Below are 17,128 nucleotides of genomic sequence, written 5' to 3'. Positions count from 1 at the left end.
TGAGTTCAAGTGATATGGATGTAGTGGTTTATGCCCCAGCATCAATTGGTAATGTAAGCGTAGGTTTTGATGTTTTGGGAGCGGCTGTCTCTCCTATCGATGGCACCTTATTGGGTGATCGAGTCCTAGTGAAATCTGGTTCTGAGCCATTCAGCTTGAAAACCGCAGGTAACTTCGTCTCGAAGTTACCTACAGAACCAAAAGAAAACATCGTTTACGACTGTTGGGTTGTATTTGCTCGCGAGCTAGATAGAAAGGGCGTAGAGCTGAAACCACTGGAAATGACACTCGAGAAGAACATGCCTATCGGTTCTGGTCTTGGTTCCAGTGCTTGTTCTATTGTTGCTGCATTAGATGCTTTGAACCGTTTTCACGGACAACCGCTTAATGAAACTGAGCTGTTAGCGCTAATGGGCGAGATGGAAGGTAAAATTTCTGGTGGTATCCATTATGACAACGTTGCACCTTGTTACTTAGGTGGCGTGCAGTTGATGCTTGAAGAGCTTGGTATCATTAGCCAGGAAGTGCCATGTTTTGATGATTGGTACTGGGTAATGGCTTATCCGGGAATCAAAGTGTCTACTGCTGAAGCTCGAGAGATCCTACCATCTCAGTACCGTCGACAAGATATCATAGCTCACGGTCGACACCTTGCAGGCTTTATTCACGCGTGTCATTCTGGTCAACCGGAACTTGCGGCGAAAATGATCAAAGACGTGATCGCAGAACCGTATCGTGAGAAACTGCTACCAGGTTTTGCAAACGCTCGCCAATACGCAGCATCTGCAGGCGCGTTAGCAACCGGTATTTCTGGCAGTGGCCCAACACTGTTCAGTATTTGCAAAGAGAAAGATGTCGCTGAGCGAGTTGCTCGCTGGTTAGAACAAAACTACGTACAAAACGAAGAAGGATTCGTCCACGTTTGTCGTCTGGATAAACAGGGTTCGAAAGTAACAGGAAGTGAGCTATGAAGCTTTACAATATAAAAGAAAATGATGAACAAGTTTCCTTTGGCCAAGCCGTTCGCCAAGGATTAGGTCGTAACCAAGGCCTGTTTTTTCCATCGGAATTACCAAAATTTGATGATATTGATGCGCTGCTAGAAGAAGACTTTGTCTCGCGTAGTACAAAAATTCTTTCTGCATTGATTGGTGATGAGCTGACAGAAGACCAAGTGAACTCTATGGTTGATGCGGCTTTCCAATTCCCAGCGCCTATCAAACAAGTAAAAGATGGCGTTTATGCGTTAGAGCTTTTCCATGGTCCGACACTGGCGTTTAAAGACTTCGGTGGTCGTTTTATGGCGCAATCACTGGCTGCGGTATCTACTGGTGGTAAGATCACGATTCTTACAGCAACATCCGGTGATACAGGTGCTGCGGTTGCACATGCTTTCTACGGTATGGAAGACATCAACGTTGTGATTCTTTACCCTAAAGGCAAAATCAGCCCGCTACAAGAAAAGCTGTTCTGTACGCTAGGTAAGAACATCCATACAGTAGCAATTAACGGTGACTTCGATGCTTGTCAGGCACTTGTTAAGCAGGCATTTGATGATGCCGCTCTGCGTGAAGAAATCGGACTAAACTCAGCGAACTCAATCAACATCAGCCGTTTGATGGCGCAAATCTGCTACTACTTTGAAGCAGCAGCGCAAATGAGTAAACAAGAGCGTGAGAACCTGGTTATCTCTGTACCAAGTGGTAACTTCGGTAACCTAACCGCTGGTTTGCTGGCAAAAGCGCTTGGTTTACCAATTAAACGTTTTATTGCCGCAACAAATGCGAACGATACAGTACCTCGCTACCTAGAAACAGGACAGTGGGATCCAAAACCAACGGTTGCAACGACATCTAACGCGATGGACGTAAGCCAACCAAACAACTGGCCACGTATCGAAGAGCTTTGCCGCGTAAAAGAGTGGGGCTTGGAAACGCTGGGCAAAGGTGCAGTTTCTGATGAGCAAAGTGCCGAGTCAGTAAAAGAGCTGAACTCACTGGGTTACCTATGCGAGCCGCATGGTGCAATCGCTTATCGCGTACTGGACGAGCAACTTCAAGCCGGTGAGACTGGTTTGTTCCTATGTACTGCTCACCCTGCGAAGTTCAAAGAAGTGGTGGATGATATCTTAGAATCTGATATCGACCTGCCAGCACCACTGGCTAAGCATGCTGTGATGGACCTATTGTCTGAAGATTTAGATGCGGATTTTGATGCACTAAAAACAGTACTGCGTCGCGTACAATAAGCTAAATGCAAGCTAAATAAGAAGGTGGAGCTTAGTCTCCACCTTTTTTATTTTATAGAGGCAATAAAAAACGACGCTCAGTGAGCGCCGCTTTCAAAACTTACCGGGGTGTCTCTTTATTATAGAGACTCAGTAAACGTACGTGCGATTACATCACGTTGCTGTTCTGGAGTTAGTGAGTTGAAACGCACTGCGTAGCCAGAAACACGAATGGTTAGCTGAGGGTATTTTTCAGGGTTAGCGACTGCATCTTCTAGTGTTTCACGCTTAAGCACGTTCACGTTTAAGTGCTGACCACCTTCAATTTTAGGTGCCGTTTCGATTGCTACTTCGCGGCTTTCGTATTCACCTAGGTCGCTGATTGCAATAACTTGGTCAGCTTCATAGCCTGCTGATGCTGCAATACAACGAGCTTCGTTTTTTTCACCATCTAGTAGCCAGATAGAGTTTAGTAGTTCGTCATTTGCTGCTTTAGTAATTTGGATACCTTGGATCATTACTGTCTCCTAGTCCACTTACGTGGTGTTTATTGGTGTTAGTTTTCAAACTTTTATTGAGCTGAGTATTATATAGCTAATAACCACTATTTTAATATTGATTTAAGTCAAAAAACAACCAAAAACATTAATTTTATTAAGGTTGTTTTGTTGAGTTAAATCAATAAAGTGTTTAAAAACATACTGATTACACTATTTTTGATAATATAAAAAATATTTTAAATGTAATTATGTTGTTAATTTACTACATGTTGTTGATTTGAATTTAACCTGTGATGTGTAACTAATTGTATTTAGGTACGCAAACTGAAAGTCTGAAGTGATTAAATGACAAACATGAAAAACAAGTTTGGGAACAAGCTGATCGGCGCTCACGTCTCTGCGGCTGGTGGTGTCGATCAGGCACCTTTACGTGCGCGCGAGATTGGCGCTAATGCTTTTGCTTTATTTACCAAAAATCAGCGTCAGTGGGTGGCAAAACCTCTTGAAGCTAAAACCATCAGTGCATTTAAAGCCAATTGCAAAATGCTCGGGTTTGGTACTGAAAGCATTTTGCCTCATGACTCCTACCTGATTAACTTAGGTGCACCAGAAGAAGAGAAGCTTGATAAATCTCGAGCGGCATTCATCGATGAAATGGAGCGTTGTAATCAGCTTGGTCTGACACTTTTGAACTTTCACCCAGGAAGTCACTTAAAGAAAGTATCTGAACAAGAGTGTTTAGCGACGATTGCAGAATCAATTAATCTTGCGCATAAAGCAGTACCAGATGTTATTGCTGTTATTGAGAACACGGCGGGTCAGGGTACCAATCTAGGCTGGAAGTTTGAGCATCTCGCTGAAATCATTGAGCAAGTCGACGATAAAGAGCGCGTGGGTGTGTGCATCGATACTTGTCATACTTTTACCGCGGGCTACGATTTAAGAACGAAAGAAGATTGCCAACACACATTTGCGGAATTCGACCGTATCGTTGGTATGCACTATTTAAGGGCGATGCATTTAAATGATTCAAAAGTCGAATTTGCTAGTAGGGTTGATCGTCATCATTCTCTAGGGAAGGGTGAAATCGGTTGGGATTGTTTTGAGTATATTGCTCGCGACTCTCGTTTTGATGGTATCCCTCTGATTTTAGAGACAATTGATCCTGACATTTGGCATCGAGAAATTGATACTCTTCGTGGTTACCATTTGGAAGAATTCAACAAAAATTAATGCCGTTGTCATAGTTGGCACTTTTCTTTCTTAGTGGTTACAGGGGCCATACAAAGAAGGATTGCATTATGTCTCGACCAAACACTTTTACTCCTTTTTCACATACCAGACGTTCGGTTCGTTTACCTGCACCTAACCGTCATATCACGGGCCAAGGTCACTTCCGAACGCCGCAGAAACACTAAATTCGAATTACCGCTCTCAAGTTGGGGGAAGTTTTTGTCTGTTTAAGTGTTGCTGGTTAGAATAGAGCAACACTTTCGGACAGGAACTTTCTATGAATCAGTCACCGACATGGCACGATGTGATCGGCGAAGAAAAAAAACTCAGCTACTTTGTCGACACCTTAAACTTTGTTGAATCGGAACGTTCGGCGGGGAAAACGATCTATCCGCCAAGCAAAGATGTGTTTAATGCGTTTCGCTATACCGAGTTTAGCGATGTTAAGGTGGTGATTTTAGGTCAGGATCCTTATCACGGTCCGAATCAGGCGCACGGGTTGTGCTTTTCGGTTTTGCCAGGCGTGAGAACCCCGCCCTCATTGGTGAACATATACAAAGAGCTCGCTCAGGATATCGACGGTTTTGAAATCCCTCAACATGGATTCTTGCAAAGCTGGGCCGCGCAAGGTGTATTACTGCTTAATACCGTGCTGACGGTTGAGCAGGGCAAAGCACATTCACATTCAAAAACGGGATGGGAAGCGTTCACTGATAAAGTGATTGAAGCGATAAACATGCATCAGCAGGGGGTTGTATTCCTGTTATGGGGCGCGCACGCGCAGAAAAAGGGAAGATTTATTGATCGTTCCAAGCATCATGTCCTTACTGCTCCTCATCCTTCTCCGCTCTCTGCCCATCGAGGCTTTCTGGGGTGTAAGCACTTCTCTCAAGCAAACCAACTACTTATAGCCCAAGGTAAAGAGCCGATCAATTGGCATTTGCCGATGACGGTGTAAAGCTAACAACAGCGATTAAGGTTTTCTTATCGCTGTTTTTTTGAGCAGGCTCAAGCTGGTAATGCATTTCTCATGTACACTTATTAGAAGCAGGTGTTAAGGAGAGACGCTATGATGATCGAAAGAATTCGACGCGAACACGGCTACATGGTTCGCCTGTTGGCTATATTGCGCCACAAACTTAATGAAATAAAACAAGAACATGCCATTAACTATGCGTTAGTGGGGGAGATTGTTGACTACCTCTCTACTCATTCAGAACAAGTTCACCATCCAAAAGAGGACATCCTCTACCATCACTTTCTAGAACATTATGGTAAGCAACGAACCATGGAGAACCTAGAGCAGGAACATAAAGATCTCGCCGAAAAGACCAAAGAATTCTCAACGGTGATCGAGATGATTCTGCAAGATGCTGTGGTACCTCAAGATGTGTTTGTAAGACATCTTGAAGATTTCATTGATTCACAGAAACGCCACCTCGAACTTGAAGAGCGGAAGATCCTGCCATTAATAGAAGAGCTGTTTACGACTGAAGACTGGCAGTACGTAGAAAGTCTCTGGAGTGAAAATGAGGATGATCCGGTATTTGGCGATACCATTGCTGACCGCTATAAACAGTTGGCGGAGCGCGTGCGTCAGAGCGATATGGAATACATCTAAAGTAACATTCGCCCGGGCAAATGTGGAATCTGCTCGGGTTTTCTCACCACTTTTCTTATTTAATAAGAATTAACGAGAAATAAAGTTAAGCCTGAATATGGGTTTAACGTGCTCAAAATTCTCAATATATGAGAACGAAGGCCAAGTACGTTCTAAGTGCTCTTAGCCCCCTTGATGAATCGCTCTTTTCGAAATAACAAAAGGCACCCGTAAGGTGCCTTTTGTTCGAATTAGAGTTTGATGTCGTCTAGGTTGTAATCGTTACAGACATCAAGTTCACGCAGTTCTTTTAATAAATTGCGTCTGTCGTTCATCTCTTCAATTTCTCGCCATTTACGTTTCATTGGTTTGGCACGAGATTTGGTTGTTGAGGTAGTATCCAGATTAAAAATGTCATCTAGTTGAAAGCCGTCCATAAGCCACCTTACCTTGTTTATCTAAACTGTTGTAACCAGTCCTTGTGGAGATTTTTAATTACCACAATAATTGTGAGAATAGCCATGACATATTTCGAATTTGTGTCTGTATCATGACATTTTCGTGCAAAAACACTTCCACAATCACACTTTAGTTTGTCTTTATTGCATAAAAAATGCCCAAACGAGCCAGTGAAAACGATTAAATGAAGAGATTTTCTGTGTTAACGAGAAGGCTGGAATTAGAGCATAAAGCCAAGGTAAAAGTTGCATAAAACCACTTTGGTGAAATAGTGGTCGACTAACGATTTTATTAAGGAGGTAACTTTCTGTTACACCTTATGAATACTAGCCTTAAACCGAAAACATGGACTGAAACGCTATTGGTTATAAATTGAATATCATTGTTATCTTTAGGTAAGAGATATGTTGCGTTATGTGATGGTTGAGTCTTCTATTTATGTTATTTTTTGGTGACTTTATAGTGAAATATAACAATATTAAGCAATGTATTTCATATTGATTTTTGTGTCTCTAGGTTGCATTATCCGCCCGTCAAAAAATACGCTGGTACGTAAAATGGATGCATGAAGCGACATTTACGATTCTAGATTGCCCTTAAAAACAAACACTACTTAATTAGCTAAGCACACTTTGACACTTAGCAGGCAATCTGGTGGATGGCTAGGATGCATAGACCGGCGCAACTCACTTTGAGGTACGCATGACAGACTTAATCAATTTGATGAACGATCTCCTTTGGGGTTCGATTCTGGTTTATCTTCTTGTTGGTGTAGGTATTTACTTCACCTTTCGATTGGGATTCATCCAGTTCCGCCACTTCGGGCACATGTTTTCGGTTCTAAAGAACAGTCGCAAAGCAGACAAAGCTGGTATTTCTTCTTTCCAAGCACTTTGTACCAGTCTCGCAGCACGTGTTGGTACCGGTAATATGGCCGGTGTAGCAGTGGCGCTAACAGCGGGCGGACCAGGCGCTATCTTCTGGATGTGGCTGATCGCGATGCTGGGTATGGCAACATCGTTTGCAGAGAGTACGCTGGCACAGCTATACAAAACCAAAGATGATGATGGCAACTACCGTGGTGGTCCTGCTTACTACATGGAAAAAGGTTTGGGCATGCGCTGGATGGGCGTCTTGTTCTCGGTTTTTCTAATCATCGCTTTTGGTTTGGTATTCAATGCCGTTCAAGCTAACTCTATTGCTAATGCGATGAGTACGGCATTTGGCTGGAACTCTCTATACGTTGGTATTGGTGTTGTTGCCTTGTCTGCTGCGGTTATCTTTGGTGGTATCAAGCGTATCGCTAAAGTCGCGGAAATGATTGTTCCACTTATGGCACTGCTTTACCTTGCGCTCGCGCTAGTGGTTGTGTTTGCCAACATCGAGAAGCTTCCAGCGGTACTTACTCTGATTGTTAAGAGTGCCTTTGGTCTGCAAGAAGCAGCGGCTGGTGGTTTAGGTTACGCTATCGCACAAGCGATGATTAACGGTGTAAAACGAGGCCTGTTCTCGAACGAAGCTGGTATGGGTTCTGCGCCTAACGCAGCGGCATCAGCAACGCCGTACCCGCCGCATCCTGCGTCTCAGGGTTACGTTCAGATGCTGGGTGTGTTTATGGATACAATCGTGATCTGTTCATCTACGGTAGCGATCATCCTGATGTCTGGTGAATACGTAGGTCAGGCGACAGAGGTTACCGGTATCGAACTGACACAGCGCGCATTGAGCTCGCAAGTGGGCGACTGGGGTGGCATTTTTGTTGCTGTCGCAATCTTCTTCTTCGCGTTTACTTCGATCATTGCAAACTACTCATACGCTGAGACTAACTTAGTCTTCCTTGAGCATAACCATAAAGCGGGTATCGGTATTTTCCGAATCATCTTCCTGGGTATGGTGATGTTTGGCGCGGTAGCTTCGTTACCAATGGTCTGGTCGTTGGCTGATGTGTCAATGGGTCTAATGGCGATTGTGAACTTGGTGGCAATTATTCTGCTATCGGGCATCGTTATCAAGCTGGCTAAAGACTACAACCGTCAGCTAGACGCTGGTAAGGTACCAACATTTGATGCTAACGATTTCCCAGAGCTGAAATCTCAGCTGGAAGAAGGCATCTGGTACAACGACAAAAAAGACTGAGTGTCATAGTTAAAAGCTATTAGCACGATTTATAAAGCCATGCAGACAACGCATGGCTTTTTTTGTACCCTTAACGGTATATAAAATTAAAAGGATAGAGTCAAAGTCATGCTTATCGTAGTTTCTCCTGCCAAGACACTGGATTATGAGTCTCCGTTAGCAACGGAAAAGTTTACTCAACCTGAGTTGATTGAATTCTCCAAAGAGCTGATCGAAGTTTGCCGTAAATTGACGCCTGCTGATGTTGCGTCGTTAATGAAGGTGAGCGACAAAATTGCAGATCTGAACGTAGGGCGATTCCAAGAGTGGAGTGAAACCTTCACGACTGAAAACTCACGTCAGGCGATCCTCGCGTTTAAAGGGGATGTTTATACGGGTCTTGAAGCGGAAACCTTGTCTGAAGCTGACTTTGATTACGCTCAGGATCATCTGCGTATGCTATCTGGCCTTTACGGTTTGTTGAAGCCATTGGATTTGATGCAGCCATACCGTCTGGAAATGGGTACTAAGCTTGCGAACGACAAGGGCACTAACTTGTACCAGTTTTGGGGCAATATCATCACTGACAAGCTTAATGAGGCGATTTCAGCGCAAGGTGACAATGTGCTTATTAACCTTGCATCAAATGAATACTTTAAAGCGGTGAAACCTAAGAACCTTGACGCTCAGGTTATTACGCCAATTTTTAAAGACTGTAAGAATGGCCAATACAAAGTGATCAGCTTCTACGCGAAAAAAGCGCGTGGCATGATGGCGCGTTACATTATCGAAAATCGTATTGAGAGTGTGGCTGACCTGACCAAGTTTGATACGGCGGGTTACTACTTTGTTGAAGAAGAGTCGACGCCAACTGAGCTGGTCTTTAAACGAGAAGAGCAGAACTAAGCTCAAACTCCGGACACAAAAAAGGGTTGGCATTGCCAACCCTTTCGCTATTTTAGACTTACAAGCTTACTTCTTTTTAGCGACTTTCTTTTTCGCAGTTTTCTTCTTATCGTCTTTTTTCTTTTTCTTCTTAAACACAGGTTTTTTGTGTTTTGGACGCATCTCTTTGATGAAACGCTCTTTGATGTCTTCTTTAACGTAACGAGCGACGCGATCCATCATTGGCTGGTCGTGCGCTTCTACAATTGAGATAGCATTACCTTTTTTACCAGCACGAGCGGTACGGCCAATTCGGTGCAGGTAAACATCTGCTGTACGTGGCAAGTCGTAGTTGATCACGTGTGACACATCAGGAAGGTCGATACCACGAGCCGCAACGTCTGTTGCGAGTAGAACGTTAACTGTTCCATCACGGAAACGTGAAATCGCGTTGTTACGGCGGTCTTGTGGCATTTCACCTTGAATCCATGAACATGGAATCTGTGCGCTTTCAAGCTGGCTACGCAGTTCAGCCAGACGTTCACGCGTTTTCAGGAATACGATAGTACGTTCTGCTTGCTCCGTGATGATGTGCTTGAGTAGCGCGAGTTTATGCTCTGCGTCGTCCGCTCGGTGATACCACTGTGCGATCTTCTTACGTTCGCGTAGCGGTGACTTCGCATCGATCTCTGCAGGTTCATTCAGCAGGTCCGCAGTAAAGCCTTCAACGCCTCTGCCTTCTAATGTTGCAGAGAACAGAAGGGTTTGCTTACGCCAGCGACACTCGTTCGATAGACGATCGACTGTTGGAGCAAAGCCCATGTCTAGCATGCGGTCGGCTTCGTCTAGGATTAACCATTCAATCGCACGGCAATCAAAGCGTTCAGCTTCAATGTATTCGCGCAGACGACCTGGTGTCGCAACAACGATGTCTTGCGTGGTAGCAAGAATGTCAGCGTGCTCTTGGTACTGAACACCGCCGGTGATGGTAAAAATATTGAGCTTAGTATTTTTCGCCAGTGCACGGGCTTGATCCGCAACCTGCATCGCCAACTCACGCGTTGGGGTTAGGATAAGGATACGCGCAGGTCCAGGTTTACGACGTGGAAAATCCTGTAGGTATTGCAGAGCAGGCAATACGAATGCAGCTGTTTTACCTGTGCCAGTAGGTGCTGACGCTAGAATGTCACGACCATCCAACGCTTGTGGGATTGCTTCTGCCTGGACTTTTGTTGGGCGTTCGAAGCCCATATCTTCAATGGCATCAAGTAAGTTTGAGTCTAGATCAAGTTCAGCAAAGGTTCTGATCACAATGAGTTCTCCACAAGCAAGGCTTGGTTAATGGTTCGCCGCAACAGCTTAAAATACGAAAAGGTCGCACATTATAAAGTGATTGGTGATAAGGATCACATGTTATTTCACATCTTAAGATAAAACTCACGGGTTAGCTGGACAAAATCGTCGCTGTACCCGTCTGATGAGTGAATGATCAAGTGAGATATTTGAGTGTCACAAGGCTGCTTCGCTAACTCAAACAGCACACGATGAACTGGCTTTCTCTCTGATGGCTGCACACGGCAAAGACGAGATAAATACCAGCCCTGTTGCAATGCTAACTCGATAAACTGCTCACCTTCGGTGACAGGCAACACAAAGCTGGCTTTTCCATCCTCTTCTAACAGTTGGTAACAACGATGCAGCAGGGCGTCATGGCGCAGAGAGTCTGTGTGTCTTGCCGTCGCTCGCTGACTCTGTTTGGATTGCTCGCCACTATTGAAATAGGGTGGGTTACAAATGATTCGCTGGAATAACTGAGATGGTGTGAAGGTCAGCACATCGACATGAAAAACAGATAACCTCTCTTGCCATGAAGAGTGGGTAAAGTTTTTCTGAGCGGCATCGATTGCTGTGGTTTCAATATCTACGGCCGTTATCTTCGCTCGGCTAAAGCGTTGGGCACACATTAATGCCAACAAACCTGTGCCTGTGCCTATATCGAGTATCTCACCCTCTTCAGGGCTTTCAACCCAGGCTCCTAGCATCACGCCATCTGTACTGACCGGCATGCCACTTTCACCACCTTCGATGAAAAACTGCTTAAACTTGAAGCTCTTAGTTTTATGTTTTTCGTTATTCATGTTTATTTTATATATGCTCTATATTTCAGTTCTTTCATCTAATGTTTATTAATTGTGTGGTTTGTTGTGTTGTAGGTTAGTAAATTGTATCGTTGTTTGATCGAGATAAATTTCTAGATTTTTGTTTTATATTGGTTAGATTAACTGGTTTTTAATTCTATATATAAATTAATATGGTGTTTTTTTCTCATAGGTTGCCAAATGATGATTCTTTCGTCATTATGCGGCGCTATTTTATAGATTGAACCACGAGTACTTGTTAATAACAAAGACTCCAAAAGTGGTCGATGCATAACACAACATTCACACATTTTTTAGACAAGGGTTATCTGTGAAACAGACATTAAAACTAACAGATATTATCGCAGTAGGCTTTATGCTGTTTGCGTTCTTTTTAGGTGCTGGCAACATCATCTTTCCACCGTTGGCTGGCCAATTAGCTGGTGAAAACCTAATGCCAGCGATGTTCGGTTTCTTGCTAACAGCGGTAGGTCTACCTCTTATTACTATCGTTGCTATCGCTGTAGCTGGCGGAACTTGGGATCATCTAACGCAAGATCTACCGAAAAAAGCAGCGGTTGTGATGGCAGCGTTGATCTTCATTATTATTGGCCCTGCATTTGCGGCTCCTCGTACAGGCCTTGTGGCCTACGAAATGGCTGTTAAACCATTTTTTGTTGAAGCGTCTCAAACAAACCTGACGGCATTCTCAGTGCTGTTCTTTGTTGTCGCAATGCTATTCTCATGGTTCCAGGGACGTCTGATCGACCTGATTGGTAAGGTGCTGACTCCTGTCCTGTTCCTTGGTTTGATTGTTCTTGCTCTTGCAGTATTTATTGATCCTCAAGGTGAAATGATCGGTGCAACAGGCGAGTACTTAACTCAACCGCTAACGAAAGGCTTCCTAGAAGGTTACAACACCATGGATACCTTCGCGTCACTGATGTTCGGTATGCTGATGGTGGATGCGCTTCGTGGTAAAGGCATTACAGAGCGCGCGGCAACAACAAAATACCTGATTTTTGCTGGCTGTATTGCAGCAGCGGGTCTGGCGTTCGTATACATTTCGCTATTCTACTTAGGCGCAACAAGTGCAACAGTAGCAGCGGGTGCTGATAATGGTGGTTTGGTTCTGAGCCAATACGTTCAGGCACTGTTTGGTCCTTACGGTCAAATCGTACTTTCAGTGATCGTATTACTGGCATGTTTGACCACGGCGATTGGTCTTATCTCTGCGTGTTCTGATTTCTTCAGTTCTAAAACGTCGCTGTCTTACAAACACTGGGTTCTGATTAACGGTTCTGTGTGTGCGTTGGTTGCTAACGTTGGTCTTGCGCAGTTGATTTCTCTGTCTGTACCAGTTTTGTTCGCACTGTACCCTGTAGCAATTGCATTGGTAGCGTTAACGTTTGTGCGTAGCAAACTGCCTAACACTCGCTTTGCTTACCGTGCAGTACTGCTTGTTTCTTTGTTGTTTGCGTTACTAGATGCAGCAAAAGTAGCAGGTATGGATGTATCGGCTTTCAACATGCTACCTCTATTTGAAATCGGTATGGGTTGGGTTCTGCCAACGCTGGCTGCGATCATTTGTATGTTCTTCATTTCTAAGCCTCAGAATGAGCTGGTAGAAGAAACGGCGTAAGTTTATATAACGACGAATAACAAAAAGCCCGATGAAGTGATTCATCGGGCTTTTTATTTTTGGCGTGGAAACGAATAGCGATTAAAGCGTATCGTGGAATTCGACCAGCACTTGTTCACACCACTTCTCAATGCGTTCGTCACTCAAGTCGTACTGAGAATCTTCATCTAATGCCAGGCCTACAAATTGGCTGCCATCTTCAGTGAGTGCTTTAGAGGCTTCGAATTCATAGCCTTCATTAGGCCAGTAACCAATAAATTGTGCGCCAGTTTCTTTCAGCTCGTCATGGAGCAGGCCCATAGCATCCAGATACCATTCACCGTAGCCTTCTTGATCGCCCAAACCAAATAATGCGACCACTTTTCCTTTTATTGGCGTCGTTGCGATGTCTTGCCAAATAGCACTCCAGTCCTCTTGGATTTCACCAAAGTCCCAGGTAGAAATACCAATGAGCAATAAATCGTAGTCAGCCATCAAAGCTAGCGGTGTCTCTTTCACATTGTGAATGTCGACAAGATCTTCTCCAATGATGGAACGAATTTTCTCTGCTGCCATTTCGGTATAGCAGGTCGTAGAGCCGTAAAAGAGTCCGATTTTCATTATATTCGTCGTATTTTATGTTGCTGTTGTAGAGGATTTTAACCTTAAACTGCCTGCGAATGCAGCGAATATCGTTAGATTAACGCACTAAGCTATTTTTTTATGGCATTCAAACAGGGGCTGTCTTACCCTCAGAGATTAATTAAAAAAACAAAAAAGGAAGCGCGAATGACAGCACAGCTGCCTGTCAATCAACAAGATTTTGCTTTTGTGGAGCAATTCTTAGACGCGATGTGGATGGAGCGAGGACTGTCTGAGAACACGCTAGCTTCATACCGAAATGATCTAATTAAACTTCTTACCTGGATGGAGCAACAGCGTTACCGTCTCGATTTTATAAGCTTAGCTGGCCTTCAAGAGTATCAAAGCTACTTGGTCGATTTAGATTACAAACAGACTTCCCGTGCACGAATGTTATCGGCGATTCGCCGTCTGTTTCAGTATCTTCATCGCGAAAAAGTACGCGCCGATGACCCAAGTGCATTGTTAGTCAGCCCTAAACTACCGCAGCGTTTACCGAAAGACATCAGCGAAGAGCAAGTCGATGCTTTACTGGATGCGCCTGACCCTAATGACCCGGTAGAATTGCGCGACAAAGCGATGTTAGAGTTACTTTACGCGACAGGGCTTCGTGTTACTGAACTGGTAAGCCTGACGATGGAAAACGTCAGTTTGCGTCAGGGCGTGGTCCGAGTAACGGGTAAAGGTGGCAAAGAGCGCTTGGTACCGATGGGTGAGAACGCCGTGGACTGGATTGAAACTTTTATTCAGCAAGGTCGGCCAGCACTGCTGGGAGATACCTCTTCGGATGTGGTGTTCCCAAGTAAACGCGCACGGCAAATGACTCGTCAGACGTTCTGGCATCGTATTAAATACTATGCTGTGATAGCGGGAATCGATACCGATCAATTATCGCCGCATGTGTTACGTCACGCGTTTGCAACACATTTACTGAACTATGGCGCAGATCTCAGGGTCGTACAGATGCTACTAGGGCATAGTGACTTATCGACCACGCAAATTTATACTCACGTGGCGACTGAACGACTGAAGCAGATCCACAGTCAACACCACCCAAGAGCATAGTGATGGTTTATTCATCCCTTCTCATTGGACGAAAGAACGTATTTTTAAGGTGATTTTAATGAGCGTATTACGCCGACTAACTCTGCTGACTTTACCATTTTTTGTTACCGCTTGTGGGGCGGAAGAAAGTCAGGCTAAAACGGAAACTCCAGCACAACAAGTTGCCCCAATGGCGCAACAACATTTTGATGAAGCAGCATTAAAAGCAAAGTTTTCAAAACTTGGCTTATCCATTGTGGATATCAAACCATCAGACGTCACAGGTTTGTTAGAAATCCAAACCAATGGTGGCATTTTATTCGCGTCTAATGATGGCAATCACTTTATCGCTGGCACATTGTATGCGATTGATGAAAATGGTGGTTATAAAGATGTGCTGGCCGAGCGTCAGGCACCACTCAATGCTGCGAAGATTGCAGAATTTTCTGACAGCATGATTGAGTTCAAGGCTGATAATGAAAAGTATGCAGTGACCGTCTTTACCGACATTACATGTGGTTACTGCGTGCGTCTGCATAACCAAATGCAAGGCTATAATGATTTAGGTATTACCGTCCGCTACATGGCTTACCCACGCCAAGGCGCGACGGGGCCAGTTGCTGATCAAATGGCAACAATTTGGTGTGCAGATGATCCGAAAGCCGCTATCCACAATGCGAAAGTAAATCGTACTTTCGACAACCCTGCGAAGGACTTGAATCAGTGTAAAGAAACGGTTCAGGCACATTACAATGTAGGTCGACAGCTTGGTATTTCTGGTACGCCAGCAATCTTCCTACCTGGCGGTGAAATGGTAGGCGGCTATCTGCCTCCTGCTGATCTACTAAACCGTTTAGAGCAACAATAATCCTTTAGGAGCAGAGCCAGCCGCACAGCTGGCTCTTTTCAAGCATGATAGAAATTCAACGACGTCCGGAACCGGATCTTTCCCTTCTACCGGATTCCATCCCCCCGATTTTGAAGCGCATCTATATCAATCGTGGCATCACGGATATGGCACAGCTGGAAACCTCAGCGCGTGGTTTACACTCGTATCAAAAACTGGGTGGTATTGATCAGGCGGTTGCACTTTTGTTCCAGGCTATTAAAGAACAAAAGCGCATTATCGTCGTAGGGGACTTTGATGCCGATGGCGCGACCAGCTCAGCATTGTCAGTGATGGCGTTACGCATGCTGGGTAGTGCCAATGTGGATTACTTGGTGCCAAACCGTTTCGAAGACGGTTACGGCCTTAGTCCGGAAGTGGTTGATCAAGCTCTGGAGCTTGGTGCTGAGATGATCATGACCGTGGACAATGGTGTCTCTTCGATTGAAGGGGTTCGCTATGCCAAAGAAAATGGCATCACGGTACTCGTCACTGACCACCACTTACCAGGACAAGTACTCCCTGACGTGGATGCTATGGTTAACCCAAACTTGGAAAGCTGCGCGTTCCCATCTAAAGCTTTGGCTGGAGTTGGAGTTGCGTTCTATCTGATGATGGCGCTGTGCGTTCACATGCGCAAACTGAACTGGTTTGCCGAGCAAGGGATGCAAGAGCCTAAACTGATGGAACTGATTGATCTTGTTGCATTAGGTACGGTGGCGGATGTTGTGCCGCTTGATGAGAATAACCGTATTCTGGTTCATCAAGGTCTGCAACGTATTCGTGCTGGTAAAGCTCGTCCGGGTATTCAAGCGCTGATTGAAGTGGCTAAACGCGACGCCCGTCGTCTGGTTGCGTCGGATTTTGGATTTGCTCTTGGCCCGCGGATTAACGCGGCTGGTCGTTTGGACGACATGTCTTTCGGGGTCGAGCTGCTGATGTGTAACAACATCCATGCCGCACGCCGAATGGCCAGTGAACTTGATGGCCTCAACCAAACCCGTAAAGAGATCGAAGAAGGAATGAAGCAGGAGGCCATGGCCTTTTGTGAGCGCCTGCAGTTTGGTGAAAACAGTGAGTTACCTTATGGCTTGGCTCTGTTTCAGCGCGACTGGCATCAGGGTGTGATTGGTATTCTTGCCTCGCGAATTAAAGAAAAATTCCATCGCCCTGTTATCGCGTTCGCCGATGGTGGTGAAGGGACGATCAAAGGTTCTTGCCGTTCGATCCCGGGGCTGCACATGCGTGATGCGCTCGATTTTATCGATACACAGAACCCGGGGTTGATCATCAAGTTCGGTGGCCACGCGATGGCGGCTGGATTAACCATTAAAGAGCAGGACTTTGAGCGCTTTAGCCGTTTATTCGATGAAGTGGTTAAGAAAGAGCTTGATGACGCAGCGTTAAAAGGCGTGATCCTTTCGGACGGCGAACTTAAGCCGGAAGAATTTTCGATGCATGTTGCTGAGCTGCTGCGTGCTGGTGGCCCGTTTGGACAGGCGTTCCCTGAACCGGTTTTTGATGGTGAGTTTAAGGTATTACATCAAAAGCTGGTGGGAGAAAAACACCTGAAATTAATGTTAGAGCCACTGCATAAAGGTCATCCAACCAACGTGATGATTGATGGAATCGCGTTCAATGTCGATTTGCGTCGCTGGCCGGATGCGTCGGTAAAAACGGTGCGTTTAGCATACAAATTGGATGTGAACGAATTCCGTGGAAATCAATCTCTGCAACTTATGATTGATCACATTGAAGCTAAGTAAGAACTAAGTTCT

At 44.9% G+C, this 17,128-nt stretch carries 16 protein-coding genes; 11 read left to right on the top strand and 5 right to left on the bottom strand.

Annotated elements, in window-relative coordinates:
- Positions 1 to 14: 14 nt before the first annotated feature.
- Positions 15 to 971: a homoserine kinase gene (gene thrB, locus V1U08_RS10670; RefSeq protein WP_014230833.1), complete on the top strand. Its 957-nt coding sequence runs from the start codon at positions 15 to 17 to the stop codon at positions 969 to 971.
- Positions 968 to 2,248 carry a threonine synthase gene (thrC, locus tag V1U08_RS10665; RefSeq protein WP_014230834.1) on the top strand — a complete coding sequence of 427 codons (1,281 nt, stop codon included), beginning with the start codon at positions 968 to 970 and terminating at the stop codon, positions 2,246 to 2,248. Before thrB ends, thrC begins: the two co-directional genes overlap by 4 nt.
- A gap of 119 nt (positions 2,249 to 2,367) precedes the next feature.
- On the opposite strand, the gene grcA is transcribed toward thrC, so the two are convergent.
- Positions 2,368 to 2,745 carry an autonomous glycyl radical cofactor GrcA gene (gene grcA / locus V1U08_RS10660; RefSeq protein ID WP_014230835.1) on the bottom strand — a complete coding sequence of 126 codons (378 nt, stop codon included), beginning with the start codon at positions 2,743 to 2,745 and terminating at the stop codon, positions 2,368 to 2,370.
- A 327-nt stretch (positions 2,746 to 3,072) separates the two neighbouring features.
- On the opposite strand from grcA, the gene nfo reads away from it, so the two are divergent.
- The 3 genes from nfo (at position 3,073) to V1U08_RS10645 (ending at position 5,581) form a co-directional block, all read left to right on the top strand.
- Positions 3,073 to 3,960: a deoxyribonuclease IV gene (gene nfo, locus V1U08_RS10655; protein WP_065299133.1), complete on the top strand. Its 888-nt coding sequence runs from the start codon at positions 3,073 to 3,075 to the stop codon at positions 3,958 to 3,960.
- 277 nt (positions 3,961 to 4,237) lie between these two features.
- Complete coding sequence (ung, locus tag V1U08_RS10650; RefSeq protein WP_330470573.1) at positions 4,238 to 4,918, top strand: uracil-DNA glycosylase; 681 nt, start codon at positions 4,238 to 4,240, stop codon at positions 4,916 to 4,918.
- A 111-nt stretch (positions 4,919 to 5,029) separates the two neighbouring features.
- Positions 5,030 to 5,581 (top strand): hemerythrin domain-containing protein, encoded by a 552-nt coding sequence (locus tag V1U08_RS10645; RefSeq protein WP_330470572.1) that lies wholly within the window; start codon positions 5,030 to 5,032, stop codon positions 5,579 to 5,581.
- A gap of 230 nt (positions 5,582 to 5,811) precedes the next feature.
- On the opposite strand, the gene V1U08_RS10640 is transcribed toward V1U08_RS10645, so the two are convergent.
- Positions 5,812 to 5,997, bottom strand: a complete 186-nt coding sequence (locus V1U08_RS10640; protein WP_014230839.1) for a DUF3545 family protein — start codon at positions 5,995 to 5,997, stop codon at positions 5,812 to 5,814.
- Between the two features lie 724 nt (positions 5,998 to 6,721).
- Here V1U08_RS10640 and V1U08_RS10635 point away from each other — a divergent pair.
- Positions 6,722 to 8,155 carry an alanine/glycine:cation symporter family protein gene (locus V1U08_RS10635; protein ID WP_065299134.1) on the top strand — a complete coding sequence of 478 codons (1,434 nt, stop codon included), beginning with the start codon at positions 6,722 to 6,724 and terminating at the stop codon, positions 8,153 to 8,155.
- A gap of 108 nt (positions 8,156 to 8,263) precedes the next feature.
- A complete protein-coding gene (gene yaaA / locus V1U08_RS10630) occupies positions 8,264 to 9,040 on the top strand; it encodes a peroxide stress protein YaaA (RefSeq protein ID WP_014230841.1) in 777 nt (258 codons plus the stop codon).
- A gap of 66 nt (positions 9,041 to 9,106) precedes the next feature.
- On the opposite strand, the gene srmB is transcribed toward yaaA, so the two are convergent.
- Both srmB and V1U08_RS10620 read right to left on the bottom strand, forming a co-directional pair.
- Positions 9,107 to 10,330 (bottom strand): ATP-dependent RNA helicase SrmB, encoded by a 1,224-nt coding sequence (gene srmB, locus V1U08_RS10625; protein ID WP_330470571.1) that lies wholly within the window; start codon positions 10,328 to 10,330, stop codon positions 9,107 to 9,109.
- A 107-nt stretch (positions 10,331 to 10,437) separates the two neighbouring features.
- Positions 10,438 to 11,157 (bottom strand): tRNA1(Val) (adenine(37)-N6)-methyltransferase, encoded by a 720-nt coding sequence (locus tag V1U08_RS10620; RefSeq protein WP_330470570.1) that lies wholly within the window; start codon positions 11,155 to 11,157, stop codon positions 10,438 to 10,440.
- A 331-nt stretch (positions 11,158 to 11,488) separates the two neighbouring features.
- Between V1U08_RS10620 and brnQ the strand changes: the two genes are divergently transcribed.
- Positions 11,489 to 12,799, top strand: coding sequence for a branched-chain amino acid transport system II carrier protein (gene brnQ, locus V1U08_RS10615; RefSeq protein ID WP_065296358.1), 1,311 nt, complete (start codon positions 11,489 to 11,491; stop codon positions 12,797 to 12,799).
- Positions 12,800 to 12,880: 81 nt separating this feature from the next.
- On the opposite strand, the gene fldB is transcribed toward brnQ, so the two are convergent.
- On the bottom strand, positions 12,881 to 13,399 hold the full coding sequence (fldB, locus tag V1U08_RS10610) for a flavodoxin FldB (RefSeq protein WP_239949782.1): 519 nt from the start codon (positions 13,397 to 13,399) through the stop codon (positions 12,881 to 12,883).
- 168 nt (positions 13,400 to 13,567) lie between these two features.
- Here fldB and xerD point away from each other — a divergent pair, with 168 nt between their 5' ends.
- The 3 genes from xerD to recJ are packed head-to-tail and all read left to right on the top strand — an operon-like array spanning position 13,568 to position 17,116.
- Positions 13,568 to 14,485 carry a site-specific tyrosine recombinase XerD gene (xerD, locus tag V1U08_RS10605; RefSeq protein WP_330470569.1) on the top strand — a complete coding sequence of 306 codons (918 nt, stop codon included), beginning with the start codon at positions 13,568 to 13,570 and terminating at the stop codon, positions 14,483 to 14,485.
- Positions 14,486 to 14,543: 58 nt separating this feature from the next.
- Positions 14,544 to 15,332 carry a bifunctional protein-disulfide isomerase/oxidoreductase DsbC gene (gene dsbC, locus V1U08_RS10600; RefSeq protein ID WP_020335915.1) on the top strand — a complete coding sequence of 263 codons (789 nt, stop codon included), beginning with the start codon at positions 14,544 to 14,546 and terminating at the stop codon, positions 15,330 to 15,332.
- A gap of 44 nt (positions 15,333 to 15,376) precedes the next feature.
- A complete protein-coding gene (gene recJ / locus V1U08_RS10595; protein WP_014230848.1) occupies positions 15,377 to 17,116 on the top strand; it encodes a single-stranded-DNA-specific exonuclease RecJ in 1,740 nt (579 codons plus the stop codon).
- Positions 17,117 to 17,128 lie beyond the last annotated feature (12 nt).

It is taken from the genome of Vibrio sp. YYF0003 (assembly GCF_036350715.1).
Classification (GTDB): domain Bacteria; phylum Pseudomonadota; class Gammaproteobacteria; order Enterobacterales; family Vibrionaceae; genus Vibrio; species Vibrio natriegens.
Note: the sequence above shows the minus strand (reverse complement) of the source record. Positions and strands in the feature narration are given on the sequence as shown.